The sequence below is a fragment of the Oceanimonas sp. GK1 genome (assembly GCF_000243075.1).
Lineage (GTDB): Bacteria > Pseudomonadota > Gammaproteobacteria > Enterobacterales > Aeromonadaceae > Oceanimonas.
Map to the genome: position 1 here is coordinate 1517696 of NC_016745.1, position 21314 is coordinate 1539009.

The following is a 21314-nucleotide window of genomic DNA, read 5'->3' on the forward strand; positions in this document are numbered from 1 at the left end:
CTCCAGTCTTGAGGGCGAATTATAGGGAGTTGGGGGCCGGGATGGTATAGTGGCGGGCCGTTTTACCCGGAGTTTGCCCCATGCCCGCCGACATTCCTGGCCTGCTGACCGACATTGAACAAGCGCTCAAGGCGCTTGGCTGGTGGCAGGACGCGCCGCCATCTCCCGAGGCGCTGGCGAGTACCCAGCCCTTTTGTGTCGATACCCTGAGCCTGCCCCAGTGGCTGCAGTTTGTGTTGTTGCCTCGGCTGCGGGCCCTGGTGGCGGCAGGCAGCCCCCTGCCGACCCGCATTGCCGTTTATCCCATGGCGGTGGAAAGCTTCCGCGGGATGAAGGAAGACACACAGGCGCTGGCCGAGGCCATTGCGCAGCTGGACGAGGCCCTCAGCGGTCAGCGGGTGGTGCGGGACGCATGAGTATCGAACTGGTGTATGAGGATGACTGGCTGGTGGCGGTTAACAAGGAACCGGGACTGCTGGTGCACCGCAGCTGGCTCGACCGCCACGAAACCCGCTTTGCCATGCAGCTGACCCGGAATGCGGTGGGCTGCCATGTGTTTCCGGTGCACCGGCTGGACCGGCCCACCTCCGGTCTGCTGCTGTTTGCCAAGAGCGCCGAGGTGGCCCGCACCCTGACCGAGGATTTCGCCGAGCGGCGGGTTAATAAAACCTACCTGGCACTGGTGCGGGGCTACCTGGAAGGCGAAGGCCGGCTCGATTATGCGCTGACCCGAGAGCTGGACGACATCGCCGACCAATTTGCCGATGCCGACAAGCCGGCCCAGGACGCGGTGACCCGCTGGCAGGGGCTGGGGCGGATTGAGTTACCCGTTGCAGTGTCCAAAAAGCACGCCACCAGCCGGTACAGTCTGGTACAGCTCAGCCCGGAAACCGGCCGCAAGCACCAGTTGCGCCGGCACATGGCGCACCTGCGCCATCCCATCGTCGGGGATACCAGCCATGGCGATGGCCGTCATAACCGTTTTTTTCGTGAAACCTATCGATGCGAGCGGCTGATGCTGCACGCCGCCCGGCTCGGCCTGACTCACCCGGTCACCGGTGAGGCCCTGCGGCTGGACGCGCCCCTGGACGAGACCTGGCGATCGCTAATCTGTGAATTCGGTTGGGAAAGGGCCCTCGCGCCCGAAGCGCCGGACGGGGTAAAATTCGCGCTTTGAGTGGCGTAGGCGCATAGTGTGACACTTCAACCCTTACTTGATCGGATAGACTCCCAGGCCCGCCGGCATATTGGCCTGGGCAAGGTGGCCGACTACATTCCCGCCCTGGCGCGGGTGCCCGCCGAGCGCTTCGGCATGGCCATCTGTACCCTGGACGGCGAGCTGTATTGCAGTGGCGACGCCCGGGAGCCCTTTTCCATCCAGAGCATGTCCAAGGCCTTCGCCCTGGCCATGGCCCAGCAACGCTATGGCGACGAGCTGTGGCAGCGGGTCGGCAAGGAGCCGTCGGGCAATGCCTTCAACTCCCTGGTACAGCTGGAGTTTGAGCAGGGCATACCGCGTAATCCCTTTATCAACGCCGGCGCCCTGGTGGTGGTGGATGCGCTCAGCTCCCGCCTGTCGGCCCCGGTGCACGCCTTTCTGGAAGCGATGCGGTTGCGGGCCGGCAATCCGGGAATACGCATTGACCACAAGGTCGCCGACTCTGAATACGATCACCGCTTTCGCAATGCGGCCATGGCCAACCTGATGAAAAGCTTTGGCAACTTCCGCAATGAGGTGGACGAGGTGCTGAAGGCCTATTTCAGCTATTGTGCCTTGTCCATGAGCTGCGTGGATCTGGCCCGGGCCTTCAGCTTTCTGGCCAATGGCGGTCGCTGCGTGGTGACCGGCGAGCAGTGGCTGTCCCGGCTGCAGACCCAGCAGCTCAACGCCCTGCTGTTCACCTCGGGACTCTACGATGCAGCCGGCGATTTCGCCTACCGGGTAGGCATGCCGGCCAAGTCCGGAGTGGGGGGCGGTATAGTGGCGGTGGTGCCGGGACGCTTCACGGTGTGCGTCTGGTCGCCGGAGCTGAACTGCTACGGCAATTCGGTGGCGGGGATCTGGGCGCTGGAAGAGCTGTCCCGGGCACTGGACTTACGACTTTTCTGACAGGAGGAGATATGGCGACAGTGGATATTATTATCGGCACCGTATACGGCTCGGCGGTGCTGGTGGCGGAAACCCTGGAAGAAGCGCTGGTGAAGGCGGGGCACAGCGTGGCCCTGCATGAGGATGCGGAGCTGGCCGAGCTGGACCCCGCCCATTTCTGGTTGTTTGTCACCTCGACCACCGGCCAGGGCGACCTTCCGCCCAACCTGGCTCCCCTGTTCGAGGCGCTGCGGGAAACCTGCCCGCCCATTCCTCAGGTGCGTTATGCCCTGGTGGCCCTGGGCGACAGCAGTTACGAGCATTTCTGTGGTGCCGGCCGCCGGCTCGACGAGCAACTGCAGGAGCTGCAGGCCCAGCCCGTCACCGAACGGTTGCTGGTGGATGCCACCGACACCCTGGAGCCGGAAGTGCCCGCTCTGGAATGGCTCAAGGGCTGGATGGAGAAACTCTGAGGCCGTCCGGGTTGCCGCTTTGCGGCAATATGCGGGCAAGGCTGCCCCCATCCGGGGACAAGACCCGCGCTTCAAAGACGACTTGATTTCATCCCTTTCCCACGCTTGGCGTGAGAATGCATGCTTGGACGGTTTCGGGGGAAGCGCTGTTGTACGCCTTCCCCCTCCCATCTCACCCCTCACGATTGAGCCGAATACCGTCCGCTTCAATCAGGATTTTGCCCTGCTTGTACAGGCCGCCGATGGCCTTTTTGAAGGTGCCCTTGCTGATGCCGAACTGGCGATAGATGGTGTCGGGATCCGTCTTGTCGCTCACCGGCAGGCTGCCGCCGGCGGCTTCCAGCCGGGCCAGGACCTTGTCCGCCGCCTCGTCGGTCTTGCCCGGGCCGGGCTTGAACAGGGTGAGATCCAGCTTGCCGTCGTCCCGCACCTGCTTGATGTAACCGCGCAGGCTTTTGCCCATGGGCAGGCGCTCGGGCAGCTCCGATTTGAACAACTGGCCCCAGAAGCGACCATCGACAATCGCCTTGAGCCCCAGCGGGGTGCCGGCCACGATCAGCAGGCTGACTTCGTCGCCGGCCTGGTAGCGGGGCGTGTCCTTGCTCAAAAAGGGCTCCAGCTTGCTGGTGGCCACCATGCGGCCCTCGTGATCCAGGGACAGATACACCACATAGTGGCGACCCACCTGCATGGGCTGGGCCTGGTTGCGCGCCGGTACGAAGATATCCTTTTTCATGCCCCAGTCGAGAAAGGCGCCGAGACGGTTGACCGTGACCACCCGCAGTGAGGCGAACTGGTTTACCCGGGCCTTGGGGCGGGTGGTGGTGAGCACCGGCTCCAGATCGGCATCCAAGTAAATGAAGGCGTCTACCTTATCGCCGGGCTTGCAACCGGCGGGCAATTGGCTGTTGGGCAAAAACAGCTCGCCGTAGTCGCCTCCGTCCAGCCAGCCGCCCTTGTCGTCCAGCCGCAGCAGGGGCAGGGAGTTGTTGTCGCCAAGCTTGATCATGGAGTTCACCGTCATTATCAAAAGTCGTGATCTTAGCGTGCCGGCCAGGTAAAGACCATCTTTGCGCAAAGACGCGCAAGTCCGTCTCGACATCAATATTTAACCTTTTAAATTCAATGGATTATCATTTTTCTCTTGCCCTTGCAGCACAAAAGGCTGCTACACTCGGGCAACAGACGAGCACTTTGGTGATTGTGTTCCCGCCCTGAGCGGGCCCGCCATATCAGGAGCGATACGCAAGCATGGATCAGGCACAGATCACCATCCTTGTTATTTTGGCCGCCACCGTGGTGATGTTCATGTGGGGACGCTGGCGTCACGACATGGTGGCTGCCGGCGCCTTGCTTGCCTGCATTCTTACCGGTCTGGTGGCCCCCGAGGTGGCGTTTGACGGCTTAAGCCATCCTGCCGTGATCACCGTCGCCTGTGTGCTGGTGCTTAGCAAGGGGCTGCAAAGCTCGGGGGCGGTCGATGTGCTGGCGCGGTTGTTTCTGCCTGCCCAATCCGGCCCCCTGTTGTCGATGATGGCCCTGACCGTTCTGGGCGCCGTGCTGTCGGCCTTTATGAACAACGTGGGGGCGCTGGCGCTGCTGATGCCGCTGGCCCTGCAGATGGCCCGGCGGCAGCAGTTGCCGCCGGGCAAGATCCTGATGCCGCTGGCCTTTGGCACCATACTGGGCGGCATGACCACCCTGATCGGGACGCCACCCAACCTGATCGTGTCCGGCTTTCGGCAGGTCGGCGGTGGCGAGGGTTTTGGCATGTTTGACTATACCCCGGTGGGACTGGCGGTGGCGGCGCTGGGGGTGCTCTTTATCACCCTTATTGGCTGGCGGCTGGTACCCGGGCGCAAGCAGTCGGGCATGGAAGGATTCGAGTCTGGTTCCTACATCACCGAGGCGCGGGTGCCGGAAGGCTGCAAGGCCGAGGGCCTGACCCTGCGCGAGCTGGAGCAGGCGCTAAGCGAGGCCGATGCCCAGGTGCTCGGCCTGGTGCGCAATTCGGTGCGGGTAATGCCGCCAAGCCCGCGCCGGCGCACCCGGGCCGGCGATATTCTGCTGCTGGAGGCGGAGGCCGAAGCCCTGTCCCCAGCGCTGTCGGCCTTGGGGCTCAAGCTGGAGGGAGCCCGGGCCACCCATGATGAGCGCCAGAAGGAAAAAGAAAAAGGCAAGGATAAAGACAAGGAAGGCACGGCCCGGGATGCCGCCGAGCCTGCGAGCGAGGAGCAGGAGAAAAAGGATAAAAAAGACAAGCCCGAGACCGACGGCTCGGATGAAATCGTGCTGATGGAGCTGGTGATCCTGCCCAGCTCCGAGCTGCTGGGGCGTTCCGCCCGGGGCATTCAGCTGCGCACCCGCTACGGCATCAATTTGCTGGCGGTGTCCCGCCAGGGTCAGCGCTCCTTCAAGCGGCTGCGGGCACTGGCCTTTCGCGCCGGTGATCTGTTGCTGATGCAGGGCTCGCCCGAGCTGATTACCGAGTTTGCGTCCAACACCGGCTGTGTGCCTCTGGCTGAGCGGGAGCTGCGTATTCCCGACAAGCAAAAGGCAATTACCGCCACCATCATCATGGCTGCCTCGGTGGCGATAGCCGCCCTTGGCCTGCTGCCGGCGGCGGTGGCCTTTGCTGCCGGCGTGCTGGCGTCGATGGCCTTTCGCACCGTGCCGCCACGCTCGGTTTACAATGCGGTGGACTGGCCGGTGGTGGTATTGCTGGGGGCCTTGATCCCGGTGGCAGATGTAATGGAATCAAGCGGTACCGCCGGGCTGGTGGCGGGCTGGCTGCTGGACGGGGTGGCCCAGGGCAGCGCCCTGGTAGCACTGGCGCTGATCCTGGTGGTGACCATGACCTTGTCGGATCTGATGAACAACGCGGCCACGGCGGCGGTGATGTGCCCCATTGCCCTGGGCACCGCCAGCCAGCTGGCGGTGAATCCGGATGCCTTTTTAATGGCGGTGGCCATTGGTGGCTCCTGCGCCTTTCTGACCCCCATCGGCCATCAGAACAACACCCTTATTCTTGGGCCCGGGGGCTTTCGCTTCGGGGACTACTGGCGACTGGGTCTGCCGCTGGAGCTGCTGGTGGTGGCGGTCAGTCTGCCCATGCTGTTATGGATATGGCCGCTTCAGGCCGGATGAAACGAGGAAATGCCCATGCAAAACGAACTGGACAACCGCATTATTCTGGAAGTGTTTGACAAGATCCGGCGCTTTGGCGAGCCCTATGAGGATGGCCACATGTTGGAGGGCATCGTTGCCAAAAGCGATTTCGACGGTTACAGCGTGGTGCTGGAGGGCAGCGGCGTGACCCTGCAGCTCAACTTTCACCAGAGCTACCATTTCGAGTACGCCACCACTGGCCTGAAGGATCAGTTCATGGCCAAGGTGGAGTACATTCATCGCCATTTCAACGAGTCATAACAGCATACAACACGTCGTCATGCCGGGCCCGGTCGTGTTCAGCCGTTGCCGGCTTGCGCCTGTCAGCCCAACCGGCTTGCCCGCACGCTGCGGCCCTTGATCTTGCCCTGCTGCAGGTGCTTGAGTGCCTGCCGGGCCACGTCCTTGTGCACCGCCACGTAAGACTGCATTTCGGTGATGTCGATCTTGCCGACCTGTTCCCCGGCAAGGCCGGCGTCCCGGGTCAGGGCACCGAGAATGTCGCCGGCGCGGATCTTGCTTTTGCGCCCGCCGGCGATGTTGAGGGTGACCATCTCCGGCTGGCGGGGCTCGGCCTGGCCATTGAGGGCATCCAGTGAGCCCTGCGCCATGGGGGCACGCTGATATTCCTCAATCAGGTTAACTCGGTAGGCCTCCTGGGCGCTGTACAGGCTCAGGGCCAGGCCCTGCTCGCCGGCGCGACCGGTGCGGCCGATACGGTGCACGTGCACCTGGGGATCGGGCGTGATGTCGTAGTTGATCACCGCCGCCAGCTCCTTGATGTCCAGGCCCCGGGCCGCCACGTCGGTGGCCACCAGAATATTGGCGCTGCCGTTGGCAAAGCGCACCAGCACCTGATCCCGCTCCCGCTGTTCCAGATCGCCGTTCAGCGCCAGGGCGGCAAAGCCCAGGCCGTTGAGGTGGTCGGCCACTTCCTGGCAGGCCCGCTTGGTGTTGCAGAACACCACGGCGGAGGCGGGGGCATAGTGGGCCAGCAGGGTCGCCAGGGCCGCTTTGCGTTGCGCAGGGGTGACTTCAAACAGCAGCTCCACAATGTTGCCGGCGCTGTGCTCATCGGCCACCGCAATTTGCTGAGGCTGGCGCTGCAGGCCACGACTCAGCTCGGCAATGCCATCGGGATAGGTGGCGGAAAACAGCAGGGTCTGGCGTGCGGCGGGAGCAAAGGCCACTACCTTGCGAATATCGTCGGCAAAGCCCATGTCGAGCATGCGATCCGCTTCGTCCAGCACCAGGGTGTGCAGGGCATCCAGCTCCAGGCTGCCCTGCTGCAGGTGCTTGAGCATGCGGCCCGGGGTGCCCACCACGATATGGGCGCCGAATTGCAGGGTGGCGGTCTGGGCCGCGGTGGGCGAGCCGCCACACAATGACACCAGTTTGACGTTGGCCATGGCCCGGGCCAGCTTGCGCAGCTCCCGGGCCACCTGATCCGCCAGCTCCCGGGTGGGGCACAGCACCATGGCCTGAACCTGGTTGCGGCTCACATCGAGGCGCGACAGCAGCCCCAGGCCAAAGGCCAGGGTTTTGCCGCTGCCGGTACTGGCCTGGGCAATCACATCCTGACCGGCCAGCACCAGGGGCAGGCCCTGAGCCTGAATGGGGGTCATACGGGTGTAGCCCAGGCTGGTCAGGTTATCGAGCAGGGTCGGCCCCAGGGGCAGAGTGGAAAAGTCGGTGTTGGTCACGGCAGGCTCTTGCGGTATCGAGAAAATGTAAGGGGCCGGAATGGCCGGGCGCGCATCATAGCAGAAAAGCGCCAGGGGTGGTGTTTTTCTGGCCGGCGAAGACAACAACGGCGCTGTCGATGACAGCGCCGTTGGCATCATAAAAGGCTGGTCGGCCTTAGTTGTGCTTGTGCAGCTCGGCGTTCAGCTCAACGGCAGACTTGTTGGTCTTCACCTCGATGCGGCCGGTCTGGGAATTACGACGAAACAGCAGATCCGGTTTGCCCGCCAGATCGGCGGCCTTGACGGTCTGCACTTCCTGGTTCTTGTCATCCAGCACGGTGACTTTCGAGCCGGCGGTGATGTACAGGCCGGACTCGATGGTGCAGCGATCTCCCAGGGGAATGCCCAGGCCCGAGTTGGCGCCCAGCAGGCTGCCTTCGCCCACGGAAATAACGATGTTGCCACCGCCGGACAGGGTGCCCATGGTGGAGCAGCCACCGCCCAGATCGGAGCCATTGCCGACCACCACACCGGCGGAGATGCGGCCTTCCACCATGCTCACACCCAGGGTACCGGCGTTGAAGTTGATAAAGCCTTCGTGCATGACGGTGGTGCCTTCGCCCACGTGGGCGCCCAGGCGAATGCGGGAAGCATCACCGATGCGCACCCCGGCAGGCACCACGTAATCGGCCATTTTCGGGAACTTGTCCACGGAGTTGACGCTGATGGTGCGCCCTTGAGCACGGGCCTGCAGCTGACGTTTAGACAGCTCGTCCACGGCGATGGCGCCTTCGCTGGTCCAGGCCACGTTGGGCAGCAGGCCGAACATGCCGGACAAGTCCAGCCCATGCGGCTTGACCAGGCGGTGGGACAGCAGCGCCAGTTTGAGGTAGACCTCGGCGGTGCTGGCAGGGGCGGTATCGGTTTCCAGCAGGGTCACCACCAGCGGCTGGCGGGTGCCCTCCAGGGCGTCGGCGATCTCGGCCTGCTCGGCGGCACCGGCTGCCAGGAAGGCCGCTTTCAGCTCGGCCAGTTGCGCGGCGGTGATGTCAATGGCGGCATTGCCACCCTGGTAGCCAATCTGGTCGGCCACGGCGGCGATCAGGGCATCATCCGCGTGCAGCAGCGGCAGGTTGTAGTAAACCTCCAGCCATTCTCCCTTGGCGGACTTGGTGCCCACGCCCAGACCGAAAGCAAAGTTTGCCATGGTGTTCACTCCGTTAATTTTGTTGCTTTCCTGAAATTGATGCACCTTTTATCACATTTTGCCCTCGCGGTTGAGTTCATCCACCAACTTTTCTCGCAATTGCGTCTGCTCCTGTTCAGTTAATGGCCGATCTTCGCCGTTGGTGAGGCTGAAAAAGTCTTCGACCCGCTCGCCAATGGTGGTGATCTTGGCGGCATGCAGGTTCAGCCCCAGCCGGCTGAACACGGCGCCGGTACGGGCCAGCAGGCCGGGGGTGTCGAGGGCAACCAGCTCCATCAGGGTGCGCTTGCTGCTGCGCTCCGGCTCCAGAAACTGTACCCGGGTGGGCACATCAAATTCCCGGTGCCGGCGGGAAGGGGGGCGAATGCGTATCACCGGCGGAGTGCGGCTGTTCAGGGTCAGGCTCAGATCGGTGCACAGTTCGCTCAGGCGATCGCCACTTACCGGTTGGCCGTCGGGCTCGAGCACGATAAAGGTATCCAGGGCGTAGCCGTCTTTTGAGGTCATGATCTGGGCATCGTGAATATTGAGGTTTTTCTGATCCAGTGCCGCCGCCACCCGGCCAAACAGGTTGGGGGAGTCGGGGCAGTAGATAAACAGCTCGCTGCCACCCCGGCTCGGCTGCTGGCTGATCTGCACCAGCGGTTGTTGGGCGTTGCCATGGGCCAGAATGTGCCGGCTGTGCCAGGCAATCTGCTCTGGCGTATGGCGCAGAAAATAGTCGGCGGGAAAACGGGCCCACAGTGGTTTGATCTGTTCAGGGGAGGTATCCAGATGCTCCAGCAGCCGGCGCGCCTGCTGCTGGTTTTCGCGAATGCGCAGGCGCAGATCCGGTGGGTTTTCCAGTCCCCGGCGCAGCGCTTTCTGGGTGGCAAAATACAGCTCGCGCAGCAGGCTGCCCTTCCAGTCGTTCCACAGGGTATCGTTGGTGGCGCAGATGTCGGCCACGGTCAGGCAGTAGAGAAAGTCGAGGTGCAGCTCGTCCCGTACCTGGGTGGCAAAGTCCCGGATCACCTCCGGATCGTGAATGTCCCGGCGCTGGGCGGTGACCGACATCAGCAGGTGCTGGCGCACCAGCCAGGACACCAGGCGGGCATCGGAGCGGTCGAGGTCATGCTCCAGGCAAAAGGCCAGGGCGTCATCGGCGCCCAGGGTGGAGTGATCGCCGCCCCGGCCCTTGGCAATATCGTGAAACAGCCCGGCCAGCAGCAGCAGCTCGGGCTTGCGCAGCCGGTTGACGATATCAAAGCACAGCGGATGGCTGCGCTGGTAGCCGTCATCGCGAAAGCGGCCGAGGTTGGTCAGCACCCGGTGGGTATGCTCATCCACCGGGTAGGCGTGAAACATGTCGAACTGCATCTGGCCGACGATTTTGTTCCACTGGGGAAAATAGGCAGCGAGGATGCCGTAGCGGTGCATCAGGGTCAGTGCCAGACGGCCGCTGCCGGGATGGCGGATCAGCATCATGAACAGCCGGCGGCAGTCGGCTCGCTCGCACAGAAAACCACTTAGCCGGCGCCGTGCTTCTCGCAGCTGGCGCAGGGTGGTGGAATAGATGCCGGTGATCTGAGGCTGGGCAGCCATCTGGTAGAACAGCCGTAAAATGGCGGCGGGCTCCCGGTTGAACAGCTCGGGATCGACCACGTCAATCAGCCGCCCGCGCAGGCGAAACTCCGGGGTCAGGCTTTTCACGTCCATGGCGATATGACCGAGAATGGCCTCGTCAAACAGCTGCAGCAGCATTTCGTTGAGTTCGGCCACCCGGCGTACCGTCTGGTAGTAGCGCTTCATCATGTGTTCGATGGCTTCGTTGCCCTCACCGGCGTAGCCCAGGGCGGTGGCCACCGCCCGCTGGCGGTCGAACAGCAGCCGGTTGTCGGGCCGGCGAATGACGGTGTGCAGGGCAAAGCGCAGCTTCCACAGAAAGTTCTGGCAATCTTGCAGCTCGTCGTACTCGGCCTGATCGAGAAAGCCGTGACTGACCATTTCCCCCAGGGTGGTGGCGCCGAAGTGACGACGGGCCACCCAGCTGATGGTCTGAATGTCGCGCAGGCCGCCGGGACTGTTCTTGATGTCCGGCTCCAGCTTGTAGCTGGTGTCGTGAAACTGGCGGTGACGCTGCTCCTGCTCGGTGCGCTTGGCCTCGAAAAAGGCCTGGCTGGGCCAGAACCGATCCGGGGCCGTGGCCCGGGTCAGATCCGCAAAGGTATCGTAGCAGCCGGTGATCAGCCGGGCTTCGATCAGGTTGGTGGCCACGGTAATGTCCTGCTCGCCCTGGGCCACGCACTCGGCCACCGAGCGCACACTGTGGCCCACTTCCAAATGCAGATCCCAGAGCTGAGTGACAAAGTCGCCGATGTGCTCGCTCAGGGGCTCGTCCAGTTGATGGCGGCAGAGGATCAGCAAGTCGATGTCGGAGCAGGGGTGCAGCTCGCCCCGGCCATAGCCGCCCACCGCCACCAGCGCCAGCTCCGTTGCCTGGGCCAGGCCATGGCGGGCCCAGAGCCCGGTGAGCAACTGATCCATATGCTGGGAACGGGTGTTCACCAGTTCGTTGATGTCGTCACCGGCATCGAAACGCTGCTCCAGCCAGCCCTGCAGGCGGGCCAGAATGTCCTTGCAGTGGGTCAGGGTCAGTTGATCGGGAGACAACAGGGCAGGAGCGAGAAGGCTGGCTTCCATGGGCGGCATTTCCTTTTGAGCGGGACAGCCTCTAACTTAACAAAGCCGGTGAACGGGGAAAAGTGCGCCCGCATTCGGCATACTAAACCCTGTCCTTTTTCGGTGATGGAGTGCCATGATGCCAAGCCATGATCAACTGCCGCCCTGGCTCGGCCGGTTTACCGGCTCGGCCTGGCTGTTGCCGGTGGTGTTTGTGACATCGCTGCTGGAAGCGGTGATCCTGCCCATTCCCCTGGAGCTGTTGCTGATCCCGCTGTTTCTGATGGAACGCCAGCGCTTGTGGCCACTGGCGGCGGCCGCCCTGGCGGGGTGCCTGGCCGGTGCCCTGCTGGGCTATGGCCTGGGAGCCTGGCTGTTCGACAGCCTGGGGCTGCGGTTATTGCAGGTGCTGGACGGGCAGCAGGCCTTTGACGCCTTCAGCCAAGAGCTGTCCCAGGATGGCTTTTTGGCCATCGTCATGGTGGGAGTGACGCCGGTGCCGTTTCAGATGGCCATGCTGGCCGCCGGCGCCGTGGGCTACTCCCTGGGGCTCTTTATGCTGGCGTCACTGATTGGCCGCGGCATTCGCTACTTCGGCCTGGCGCTGCTGGTGCGGCTGACCGGGGAGCAGGCGCTGGCGCTGTGGCGCCGTCATGCCCGAACACTCGGGTTTTCACTACTGGGACTGGCCTTGCTGGGTTATGGGCTCCGTCAGTGGCTGGGCTCCTGAACGAAGAAGAGGCGCCTTGGCGCCTCTTGCTTACTGGGAATGTAAGGGTCTTCCCGTGCTTTATTATGCAGGCTGACCTGCCGGTATTATGCTGACCGCATGATTACCTTTGGGGCCTTTTTCTATTTCGTAACGAACGACCTGGCCCGCTTTCAGGGTTCGGTATCCTTCCATCTGAATGGTAGAGAAATGGGCAAAGACATCCTCGCCCCCCTCCGCCGGACAGATAAAGCCAAATCCCTTGGCATTGTTAAACCACTTAACCGTTCCGGTTGTCATACTTGTGCATCCTTTTACTCAAACATCCTAAACAACATTGAGAAACTGGCCGTGGCCAATTATAACTTCAGGCGATTTTTCGCCGGATGCGGCCGCCATCAAAGTCTCGAATGAAACTTTGATGGCGACCAGTTAACCACTCTAGTGAAACCGGTGAGGGAGTCAAGTGCTGCATGTCCCGGTTAAGGCCCCGTATTCGAGCAAAAAAACGTCATGGTTGCGGCGGTTGTTGACAGTGGCGGCGCAGGCGGTAGGGTGAAGGTAACAGGCCCGTACCGCCCGGCCAGGTGTAGCGGGATCCAATTCAGTGATTTAGAGTAACTATATGGGCAGGAGAACACAGCATACCCTGGATGACAAACTGAAGGAGGCGGAAGAAACCGCGCTGCAACCCCCTCCTATGTATAAGGTCATCTTGAACAATGATGATTACACCCCCATGGATTTTGTGGTGGAGGTGCTGCAAAAATTCTTCGCCATGGACACGGACAAAGCCACCGAAGTGATGTTGTCGGTGCATTATCAGGGCAAGGGGGTCTGCGGACAGTTTACCGCAGAGATTGCAGAGACCAAGGTAGCGCAAGTGAACAAGTTTGCCCGTACGCACGAACATCCGTTGTTGTGCACCATGGAGCAGGCATAAAATCACCCGAAGTGAGGGTGACCGTAGTTTCTTAGGGGAGGTGCCTATGTTGAACAAAGATCTTGAGAGCACGTTGAACGATGCCTTCAACGAAGCCCGCCGATCCCGTCACGAGTTCATGACGGTGGAGCACCTGCTGCTGGCCCTGCTCGACAACCCGTCGGCGAGGGAAGCCCTGCTGGCCTGCGGTGCCGATCTGGAACAGTTACGGCGCGAAACCTACAGTTTTATCGAGCAGACCACGCCGTTGATCCCCGTGGGCGACGATGAAATTGAAACCCAGCCCACCCTGGGCTTTCAGCGGGTGCTGCAGCGGGCAGTATTCCATGTGCAGTCGTCGGGCAATGCGGAAGTCACCGGGGCCAATGTGCTGGTGGCCATCTTCAGCGAGCAGGAATCCCAGGCCGCCTACCTGCTGAAAAAAGTCGGCGTGGGCCGGCTCGACGTGGTCAACTTTCTGTCTCACGGCATTCGCAAGGACGGCGAGCAGGAAGACGCGCCCTCTTCCCAGCAGGAGGAGCAGAGCGACGAAGCCGCCAACAACCAGACCGAAGGTTTTGTGGTCAACCTCAACCAGTGGGTCAAGGAAGGCCGTATCGATCCGCTGATCGGGCGCGATCAAGAGCTGAACCGCACCATTCAGGTGTTGTGCCGCCGACGCAAGAACAACCCGCTGCTGGTGGGGGAAGCCGGGGTGGGTAAAACCGCCATTGCCGAAGGCCTGGCTTATCGCATCGTGCACAACGACGTGCCCGAAATCATCGCCGACAGCACCATTTATTCCCTCGATATGGGCTCCCTGCTGGCGGGCACCAAGTACCGGGGCGACTTTGAAAAACGCTTCAAGGCGGTGCTCAAGCAGTTTGAAAAGCAAAAGGGCGCCATTCTGTTCATCGACGAGATCCACACCATTATCGGTGCCGGTGCCGCCTCCGGTGGCCAGCTCGATGCCGCCAACCTGCTGAAACCGTTGCTCTCCAGCGGTCAGATCCGTTGCGTGGGCTCCACCACCTATCAGGAATACAGCCAGATCTTTGAAAAGGACAGGGCGCTGGCGCGGCGTTTCCAGAAAATCGATATTCTGGAACCCTCCGTCGACGATACCGCCAAGATCCTGCAGGGACTGAAAAGCCGCTACGAATCCCACCACGATGTGCGCTACACCAGCAAGGCGTTGCGGGCGGCCGCCGAGCTGTCGGCCAAATACATCAACGATCGCCATTTGCCCGACAAGGCCATTGACGTGATCGATGAGGCCGGTGCTCAGGTGCGCATGCTGCCGCCGTCCAAGCGCAAGAAGACCATAGGGGTGGGCGATATCGAAGCCATTGTGGCCAAGATTGCCCGCATTCCGGAGAAGTCGGTGTCCAGCTCCGACAAGGAAGCCCTGAAAAACCTGGAGCCCAACCTGAAAATGGTGGTATTTGGCCAGGACAAGGCGATTTCCGTGCTCACCGATTCTATTCGTCTGAGCCGGGCCGGCCTGGGCCACGAGAAGCGCCCCATCGGCTCCTTCCTGTTTGCCGGCCCCACCGGGGTGGGCAAGACCGAGGTCACCCAGCAGCTGGCGCGCATTCTCGGCATTGAGCTGATTCGCTTTGATATGTCGGAATACATGGAGGCCCACACGGTCTCCCGCCTGATTGGTGCCCCTCCGGGCTACGTGGGCTTTGACCAGGGCGGTCTGCTGACCGACGCGGTGATCAAGCATCCCCATGCGGTGCTGCTGCTCGATGAAATTGAAAAAGCGCACTCGGATGTGTTCAACATTCTGCTGCAGGTGATGGACAACGGTACCCTGACCGACAACAACGGCCGTAAGGCGGACTTCCGTAATGTCATCCTGGTGATGACCACCAACGCCGGGGTTCAGGAAACCGTGCGCAAGTCTATCGGCTTCCAGCAGCAGGATCACAGTCATGATGCCATGACCGAGATCAACCGCACCTTTGCACCGGAGTTCCGCAACCGGCTGGATCACATCATCTGGTTCAACCACCTCGACATGGACATTATTCACCGAGTGGTGGACAAGTTTATCGTGGAACTGCAGGCGCAACTGGATGCCAAGGGCGTCTCGCTGGAGGTCAGCGAGCCGGCCCGTCACTGGCTGGCGGAAAAGGGTTACGACAAGTCGATGGGGGCTCGTCCCATGGGCCGGGTGATCCAGGAACAGCTGAAAAAGCCGCTGGCCAACGAGTTGCTGTTTGGCGAGCTGGTGAGCGGCGGCACGGTGCGGGTTACCCTGGAAGGGGATGAGCTGCACTTCGAATTTCAGTCGGAAGCGTCCATGGCCTGAGGCCAGTCAGCACCGCAACAGCATGCAGCACGCCCGGCGCCGAGAAAGGCGCCGGGCGTTTTTTCTTCCAGCGAAAACGGAGTCGTGCCTGGCGATAAGGGCGAAGGGCTCGCCCCGGGCTATTCAGCCTGTTGCCTCAACCGAAACGGAGGAGCGAATTAGCGAGAGCGGAAGACGATGCGACCCTTGGACAGGTCGTAGGGAGTCAGCTGGACAGTGACCTTGTCACCGGTGAGAATGCGAATGTAGTTCTTGCGCATTTTTCCGGAGATGTGAGCGGTGACCACATGGCCGTTTTCCAGCTCAACGCGAAACATGGTGTTGGGCAAGGTTTCCAGAATGGTCCCCTGCATTTCAATACTGTCTTCTTTAGCCATTGAATCCTCTTGTTAGCGCAGGCAATAAAAACGGCAGGGATCATGCCGGATTTCGCTTGCAGTGTAAAGTTTAGGCTCCGTCTTTCATCGTTTGCCAATGGCCGTCGATCAACCGCTGGTGGGGATGAAAATGCTGCTTGTAATTCATTTTGCGACAGCCGTCGACCTGGTAGCCGAGATACAGCCACTGCTTGCTGAGCTCACGAGCCAGCTGAATCTGGCTGAGAATGGCAAAGGTACCCAGGGATCTGTGCTCTTCGTCGGGATCATAAAAGGTGTACATGGCACTGAGCGCCTGGCTCAGCAGATCGGTCACCGCCACGGCGATCAGCTGCTCTTCCCGGTGAAACTCGACAAACACTGGCGGCAGCCAGTGGCACAATAAAAAGCCTTCATACTGCTGGCGGCTGGCCGGATACATGGAGCCATCCCGGTGGCGTTGGTTGATGTAACGCTGGTAAAGGGAAAAATACTCGGGCTTGTCCTGTTTACTCAGCCGAACGCGCAGATCGCGGTTCTTGCGCAGAATGCGTTTCTGGCTGCGGCCCGGGGTAAAGTCGTTGACCGCAATACGCAATGACTCGCAGGCCTGGCAGGCTTGGCAGCGGGGCCGGTAAATGTCGGCGCCGCTGCGGCGAAACCCCGCCGACAGCAACTGCTCGTAGCCCTCGGGGCACAGCAGCTCCCGGTCGAGCAATACCAGCAGTTGCTCCAGCCGGCCGGGCAGATAACTGCAGGGATGCTTGGGCGTCAGCCCCACTTTCAGGTTCACTTCCCTCATAGGCTCAGCTCATTCGGTTGCCAGCAGTGATTGGAAACGGGCGCGTGTTGCAGCTCTTTGAGTTTATGCAGAAAGCGGGAGCGGGGCCAGCTTACCACCCCCAGGCTGTGCAGGTGCGGGTTGGGCAGCTGACAGTCCACCAGTTCGCCGCCGTAGTGAGCAAAATGCCGGCACAATCCCAGCATGGCCAGCTTGGAGCCGTTGTCCACCCGATGAAACATGGACTCGCCGCAAAACAGCCGGCCCAGGCCAATGCCATAAAGCCCGGCCACCAGCCGCTGCTGGTCCCACACCTCGATGGAATGGGCATGGCCCTGGTGGTGCAGCCGGCAGTAGTTGCGCTCGATGTCGGGAGTGATCCAGGTGCCGGGGCCTTCTTCACGCAGCTCCCGGCAATGGCGAATGACCGCTTCAAAGGCGTGGTTCACGGTCAGCCGGTAGCGGTGTTTGCGGGCCAGCTTGGCCAGGCTGCGACTGACGTGCAGTTCATCGGGTATCAGCACGGCGCGGGGATCCGGCGACCACCACAAGGGCGGCTGGGAGTCGTCATACCAGGGGAAAATGCCCATACGGTAGGCCAGCAGCAGCCGCTCGGGACGCAGATCGCCGCCCACGGCGAGCAGGCCGTCGGGATCCGTGAGTGCTGTTTCGGGAGCGGGGAACCACAGCCGCTCATCCAGTTGGGTCAGGTACATGGCGGCGTCTTACCTTGATGCGTTTTGCCAGTCTTCGCCGGTTTTCTGCTCAATGTATTCGCGAATGAACTGGCGCACCTTCTGGGACGGGGTGACATCTTCTGCGGCGCAGAGTTGCTCAAACAGCGCCTTCTTGCGCGGGTCGATGAGCAGGGTCAGACGGGCGGTTCTTTGCTCCATAACTCCTCCGGGGTACATCACATGTTAATCATATTAACATTGAATAGGTGCTTGATGAGAATACAATCAAGGATTGTTCATGCCTTAACCCACAGCGGAGCCAGCCATGTCCCATCGCGCCCACCTGTTCTCTCTTCGCCCGGGCCATGCCCTGAATGAGGCCTGCCGGCGTGAGCCCTATGGCCGGGCACAGCTGATCAAGGATGTGCTGGCCGGGATCACCGTCGGCATCATTGCCATTCCCCTGGCCATGGCTCTGGCCATTGCCAGCGGGGTGGCGCCCCAGTACGGGCTCTATACCGCCATTATCGGCGGTTTTGTGATTGCCCTGACCGGCGGCTCCCGGCTGAGCATTTCCGGGCCCACGGCGGCCTTTGTGGTGATCCTGTATCCCATCGCCCAGAACTACGGCTTGGGCGGCCTGTTGCTGGCCACCTTGATGGCTGGTGTCCTGCTGGTGGTGATGGCGCTGCTGCGGCTGGGGCGGCTGGTGGAATACATTCCCGAGCCGGTGACCCTGGGCTTTACCGGGGGCATTGCCGTGGTCATTGCCGGACTGCAACTGAAGGATTTTTTTGGCCTGACACCCACCGAATTGCCCGAGGCCTTTGTGCCCAGGCTGGTGGCCCTGGCCGGTCACCTGCCGCAGTTGCACTGGCCGAGTGTGTTGGTGGCCGGGCTGACCCTGGCGGTCATGTTGTGCTGGCCGCGCCTGAAAACCGGGGTGCCGCCGCACCTGCCGGCGGTGCTGCTGGCCAGCCTGGCGGCACTGTGGCTTAACCAGCAGGGGCTCGGCATTGACACCATCAGCAGCCGCTTCAGTTATTGGCTACCCGACGGCAGCCAGGGAGCGGGCATTCCTCCCGTGCTGCCGGCCTTCACCTGGCCCTGGCTACAACCCGGAGCGGAAGGGGCCGCCATCGGGCTAAGCTGGCCGCTGGTGCGGGATCTGCTGCCGGGGGCCTTTGCCATTGCCATGCTGGGGGCCATTGAGTCACTGTTGTGCGCCGTGGTGCTGGACGGCATGACCGGCAAGCGCCACAGCGCCAACAGTGAACTGCTGGGGCAGGGCATCGGCAACCTGGTGGCGCCGTTTTTTGGCGGCATACCGGCCACCGCCGCCATTGCCCGCTCTGCTGCCAATTTCAGGGCGGGAGCGGTGTCGCCGGTGGCGGCCATGGTGCATGCCCTGGTGGTACTGGCGGGGCTGGTGTTGCTGGCTGGTTGGCTTGCTTACCTGCCGATGCCGGCCATGGCGGCGCTGCTGTTGGTGGTGGCCTGGAACATGAGTGAAGCCCCCAAGGCAGTGCATCTGTTCCACACCGCCCCCAAAGGCGACTTGCTGGTGTTTTTGACCTGTTTTTCCCTGACCATCGTGTTTGACATGGTGATCGCCATTACCACCGGCATGCTGTTGGCCACCGTGCTGTTTGTAAAAAACATTGCCGACATGACCCGGGTGGTGGACATCTCCGGTCACGAACGCCTGGTGCCCCAGGGTGTGCCGGCAAACTGGCGGGTATACAAGATCAACGGCCCCCTGTTTTTTGCCGCCGCCGACCGGGTATTCAGCGAGCTGGCGCTGCTGGTTCGGGAGCAGCGGGGCGTGGTGCTGTATATGGATGCGGTGCCGGTGCTGGATGCGGGCGGCCTGTCAGCCCTGAACCGCTTTATTGACGCCTGCCGCACTCAGGGGACGGAAGTGGTGATCGCGGATCTGCAGTTTCAGCCGCTGAAAACCCTGGCCCGGGCCGGCATGGCCCCGGTGAAAAACAGCCTGAGCTTTCACCCCACCTTGAAAGAAGCGCTGGTGCATGTGCGGCACCCCGAGACCGCGGTGGCGTAAACCAAAAAAACGGCGCTGTTTGTACAGCGCCGTTTTTCCTGCAGATATGCTGCTTCGTGATTACAGCTGAGCCTGGGCGTCCAGGTAGCGCTCGGCGTCCAGGGCAGCCATGCAGCCGGTGCCGGCGGAGGTAATGGCCTGGCGGTAAATGTGATCCATCACGTCGCCGGCGGCGAACACGCCTTCAATGCTGGTCTGGGTGGCGTTGCCGTGCAGGCCGGACTGCACCTTGAGATAGCCGTTTTCCATCTCCAGCTGACCTTCAAAAATGCCGGTATTGGGCTGGTGGCCGATGGCGATAAAGACGCCGGCCACGTCCAGCTGCTCGGTGGCGTCGGACTGAGTGTGTTTCAGGCGTACGCCGGTCACGCCCATGTCGTCGCCCAGCACTTCGTCCAGGGTGCGGTCGGTGTGCAGCACTATGTTGCCGTTTGCCACCTTGTCCATCAGCCGGTCGATCAGGATCTTCTCGGAGCGGAACTGATCACGGCGGTGGATCAGGTGGACTTCAGCGGCGATGTTGGACAGGTACAGGGCTTCTTCCACGGCGGTGTTGCCGCCACCCACCACGGCCACTTTTTGGTTGCGATAAAAAAAGCCGTCACAGGTGGCGCAGGCGGATACGCCGCGGCCCTGAAAGGCTTCTTCCGAGGGCAGGCCCAGGTACTTGGCGGAAGCGCCGGTGGCGATGATCAAGGCGTCGCAGGTGTATTCGCCGGTATCGCCCTTCAGGCGGAAGGGGCGCTGGGTCAGCTCCACGGTGTGAATATGGTCGAATACGATCTCGGTCTCAAAGCGCTCGGCGTGCGCCTTCATGCGCTCCATCAGCGCCGGGCCGGTCAGGCCTTCCGCGTCGCCGGGCCAGTTTTCCACTTCGGTGGTGGTGGTCAGCTGGCCGCCCTGCTGAATGCCGGTGACCAGCACCGGGCTGAGGTTGGCCCGGGCGGCATAAACGGCGGCGGTATAGCCCGCGGGGCCTGAGCCCAGAATAAGCAGTTTGGCGTGTTTGGCTTGACTCATGTATTTCTCCAACCTTGGCAAATGGGCGACGATATTGGCTCAAGATTGTAGGGGATAGCGAAAGGGGAATAAAGAACCTCGGCGGGGTTTGCCGGTAGGCTGGGAGGCAAACGGCGAAAAAAAGAGTTATAACGAATAGTTATGCAATATAACTCCATTATATTTAAAGGCGATTTCAAGCGGAGTCCGTTCAAGACAAAATGCTGTGCATCCTGGGCCGAACAGCGAGTCTTTAAGGGCAATTCCGAAGCGGGGCCGGGGATTTCAGCACTATTGGCTGCTTTGCTTCAAGTGAAAGCGTTTGGGAGTGTTTCAGGGGAAATGCCTGTTCGGCATTTGTAAAATTGGAATTTGGCGCCTTTTTGCAGTTGCCAACAAACACTTGTGCTACCGGTTTGCCATTTATCATGTTAAGCTCCTGTTTTATGCGTTATTGTATATGTAATCAATAATTTCAGATTTTTATTTTGTTATTGCGGCCTGTCGTGGTGTGAAGCCCGACTTCGGCGACAGCAAGCATGTCTGAGCAGGTTGAAGGGATGCCGGTGCGCATGGCCTGATGCCGACCAAGTCCAGTATCAATAGTGGAATGTACCTAAAATGAGCCAAAGGATGGATGAAGTGTTGGATGCGAATAACCGGCCCCTCAAGGAGCTCGATCGCATCGACCGCAACATACTTAACGAGCTGCAGCAGGACGGCCGTATTTCCAACGTGGAGCTGTCCAAGCGAGTTGGCCTGAGTCCCACCCCTTGCCTGGAGCGGGTGCGCCGACTGGAACGTCAGGGATATATCGAAGGCTACACCGCCATTCTCAATCCCCAGTTTCTGGATGCCTCGCTGCTGGTGTTTGTGGAAATCACCCTGAACCGGGGTACCCCGGACGTGTTTGACGAGTTTAACGACGCCGTGCAGAAGCTGGAGGAAATCCAGGAGTGTCATCTGGTGTCGGGCGACTTCGACTACCTGCTGAAAACCCGGGTGGCCGACATGTCCGCGTACCGCAAGCTGCTGGGCGAGACCTTGCTGCGCCTGCCCGGCGTCAACGACACCCGCACCTATGTGGTGATGGAAGAGGTCAAGCAGAGCAACCGTCTGGTGATCAATACCCGTTAAGCTGTGCTATTGTGTCCCGCTCTGGTATTTTTATGCCGGCGGGACTTGAGACCACACTTTCAGCG

The 21314-nt window shown here is 61.4% G+C and carries 21 protein-coding genes; 11 read left to right on the top strand and 10 right to left on the bottom strand.

Annotation, left to right across the window (positions count from 1 at the left end; genetic code table 11):
* Window positions 1–80: 80 nt before the first annotated feature.
* Genes GU3_RS07260 through GU3_RS07275 form a run of 4 tightly spaced genes read left to right on the top strand, consistent with a single transcriptional unit; the run spans window position 81 to window position 2562 of the window.
* The gene (locus tag GU3_RS07260) at window positions 81–416 is read left to right on the top strand and encodes a YqcC family protein (protein WP_014291878.1); all 336 of its coding nucleotides are present in this window, start codon (window positions 81–83) and stop codon (window positions 414–416) included.
* Window positions 413–1177 (top strand): tRNA pseudouridine(65) synthase TruC, encoded by a 765-nt coding sequence (gene truC / locus GU3_RS07265; protein WP_014291879.1) that lies wholly within the window; start codon window positions 413–415, stop codon window positions 1175–1177. The genes GU3_RS07260 and truC overlap by 4 nt, the downstream gene beginning before the upstream one ends.
* An 18-nt stretch (window positions 1178–1195) precedes the next feature.
* Complete coding sequence (gene glsB, locus GU3_RS07270) at window positions 1196–2110, top strand: glutaminase B (protein WP_014291880.1); 915 nt, start codon at window positions 1196–1198, stop codon at window positions 2108–2110.
* A gap of 11 nt (window positions 2111–2121) precedes the next feature.
* The gene (locus GU3_RS07275) at window positions 2122–2562 is read left to right on the top strand and encodes a flavodoxin (protein ID WP_014291881.1); all 441 of its coding nucleotides are present in this window, start codon (window positions 2122–2124) and stop codon (window positions 2560–2562) included.
* A 172-nt stretch (window positions 2563–2734) separates the two neighbouring features.
* Here the strand turns inward: GU3_RS07275 and GU3_RS07280 are convergent, their stop codons facing one another.
* Window positions 2735–3571 carry a S1 RNA-binding domain-containing protein gene (locus tag GU3_RS07280; protein ID WP_014291882.1) on the bottom strand — a complete coding sequence of 279 codons (837 nt, stop codon included), beginning with the start codon at window positions 3569–3571 and terminating at the stop codon, window positions 2735–2737.
* A 242-nt stretch (window positions 3572–3813) separates the two neighbouring features.
* Here GU3_RS07280 and GU3_RS07285 point away from each other — a divergent pair, with 242 nt between their 5' ends.
* Window positions 3814–5709, top strand: a complete 1896-nt coding sequence (locus tag GU3_RS07285) for an SLC13 family permease (protein ID WP_014291883.1) — start codon at window positions 3814–3816, stop codon at window positions 5707–5709.
* 15 nt (window positions 5710–5724) lie between these two features.
* Window positions 5725–5991 (top strand): DUF3081 domain-containing protein, encoded by a 267-nt coding sequence (locus GU3_RS07290; protein ID WP_014291884.1) that lies wholly within the window; start codon window positions 5725–5727, stop codon window positions 5989–5991.
* Between the two features lie 62 nt (window positions 5992–6053).
* Here GU3_RS07290 and dbpA read toward each other — a convergent pair whose 3' ends face one another.
* The 3 genes from dbpA to glnD all read right to left on the bottom strand — a co-directional run bounded on the left by dbpA (window position 6054) and on the right by glnD (window position 11304).
* Window positions 6054–7433 carry an ATP-dependent RNA helicase DbpA gene (gene dbpA / locus GU3_RS07295; protein ID WP_014291885.1) on the bottom strand — a complete coding sequence of 460 codons (1380 nt, stop codon included), beginning with the start codon at window positions 7431–7433 and terminating at the stop codon, window positions 6054–6056.
* 157 nt (window positions 7434–7590) lie between these two features.
* Window positions 7591–8622 carry a 2,3,4,5-tetrahydropyridine-2,6-dicarboxylate N-succinyltransferase gene (gene dapD, locus GU3_RS07300; RefSeq protein WP_014291886.1) on the bottom strand — a complete coding sequence of 344 codons (1032 nt, stop codon included), beginning with the start codon at window positions 8620–8622 and terminating at the stop codon, window positions 7591–7593.
* A 51-nt stretch (window positions 8623–8673) separates the two neighbouring features.
* Window positions 8674–11304: a bifunctional uridylyltransferase/uridylyl-removing protein GlnD gene (gene glnD, locus GU3_RS07305; RefSeq protein ID WP_014291887.1), complete on the bottom strand. Its 2631-nt coding sequence runs from the start codon at window positions 11302–11304 to the stop codon at window positions 8674–8676.
* 115 nt (window positions 11305–11419) lie between these two features.
* Here glnD and GU3_RS07310 point away from each other — a divergent pair, with 115 nt between their 5' ends.
* Window positions 11420–12013 (top strand): YqaA family protein, encoded by a 594-nt coding sequence (locus GU3_RS07310; RefSeq protein ID WP_148265867.1) that lies wholly within the window; start codon window positions 11420–11422, stop codon window positions 12011–12013.
* Between the two features lie 63 nt (window positions 12014–12076).
* Here GU3_RS07310 and cspD read toward each other — a convergent pair whose 3' ends face one another.
* Window positions 12077–12292, bottom strand: a complete 216-nt coding sequence (gene cspD, locus GU3_RS07315) for a cold shock domain-containing protein CspD (protein ID WP_014291889.1) — start codon at window positions 12290–12292, stop codon at window positions 12077–12079.
* Window positions 12293–12617: 325 nt separating this feature from the next.
* Here cspD and clpS point away from each other — a divergent pair, with 325 nt between their 5' ends.
* Both clpS and clpA read left to right on the top strand, forming a co-directional pair.
* Window positions 12618–12935, top strand: coding sequence for an ATP-dependent Clp protease adapter ClpS (gene clpS, locus GU3_RS07320; RefSeq protein WP_014291890.1), 318 nt, complete (start codon window positions 12618–12620; stop codon window positions 12933–12935).
* Window positions 12936–12981: 46 nt separating this feature from the next.
* Complete coding sequence (gene clpA / locus GU3_RS07325) at window positions 12982–15234, top strand: ATP-dependent Clp protease ATP-binding subunit ClpA (protein WP_014291891.1); 2253 nt, start codon at window positions 12982–12984, stop codon at window positions 15232–15234.
* A gap of 158 nt (window positions 15235–15392) precedes the next feature.
* On the opposite strand, the gene infA is transcribed toward clpA, so the two are convergent.
* From infA to GU3_RS07345, 4 genes are all read right to left on the bottom strand, one after another.
* Entirely contained in the window at window positions 15393–15611 is a 219-nt protein-coding gene (gene infA / locus GU3_RS07330) for a translation initiation factor IF-1 (protein ID WP_014291892.1), read from the bottom strand.
* A gap of 70 nt (window positions 15612–15681) precedes the next feature.
* The gene (locus GU3_RS07335) at window positions 15682–16392 is read right to left on the bottom strand and encodes an arginyltransferase (RefSeq protein ID WP_014291893.1); all 711 of its coding nucleotides are present in this window, start codon (window positions 16390–16392) and stop codon (window positions 15682–15684) included.
* Entirely contained in the window at window positions 16389–17087 is a 699-nt protein-coding gene (gene aat / locus GU3_RS07340; protein WP_014291894.1) for a leucyl/phenylalanyl-tRNA--protein transferase, read from the bottom strand. Before aat ends, GU3_RS07335 begins: the two co-directional genes overlap by 4 nt.
* A gap of 9 nt (window positions 17088–17096) precedes the next feature.
* Window positions 17097–17267, bottom strand: a complete 171-nt coding sequence (locus tag GU3_RS07345; RefSeq protein ID WP_014291895.1) for a hypothetical protein — start codon at window positions 17265–17267, stop codon at window positions 17097–17099.
* 106 nt (window positions 17268–17373) lie between these two features.
* Here GU3_RS07345 and dauA point away from each other — a divergent pair, with 106 nt between their 5' ends.
* Window positions 17374–19113, top strand: coding sequence for a C4-dicarboxylic acid transporter DauA (gene dauA, locus GU3_RS07350; protein ID WP_014291896.1), 1740 nt, complete (start codon window positions 17374–17376; stop codon window positions 19111–19113).
* Between the two features lie 60 nt (window positions 19114–19173).
* Here dauA and trxB read toward each other — a convergent pair whose 3' ends face one another.
* A complete protein-coding gene (gene trxB, locus GU3_RS07355) occupies window positions 19174–20133 on the bottom strand; it encodes a thioredoxin-disulfide reductase (protein ID WP_014291897.1) in 960 nt (319 codons plus the stop codon).
* A 612-nt stretch (window positions 20134–20745) separates the two neighbouring features.
* Between trxB and lrp the strand changes: the two genes are divergently transcribed.
* Entirely contained in the window at window positions 20746–21249 is a 504-nt protein-coding gene (lrp, locus tag GU3_RS07360; RefSeq protein ID WP_019935522.1) for a leucine-responsive transcriptional regulator Lrp, read from the top strand.
* Window positions 21250–21314: the final 65 nt, after the last annotated feature.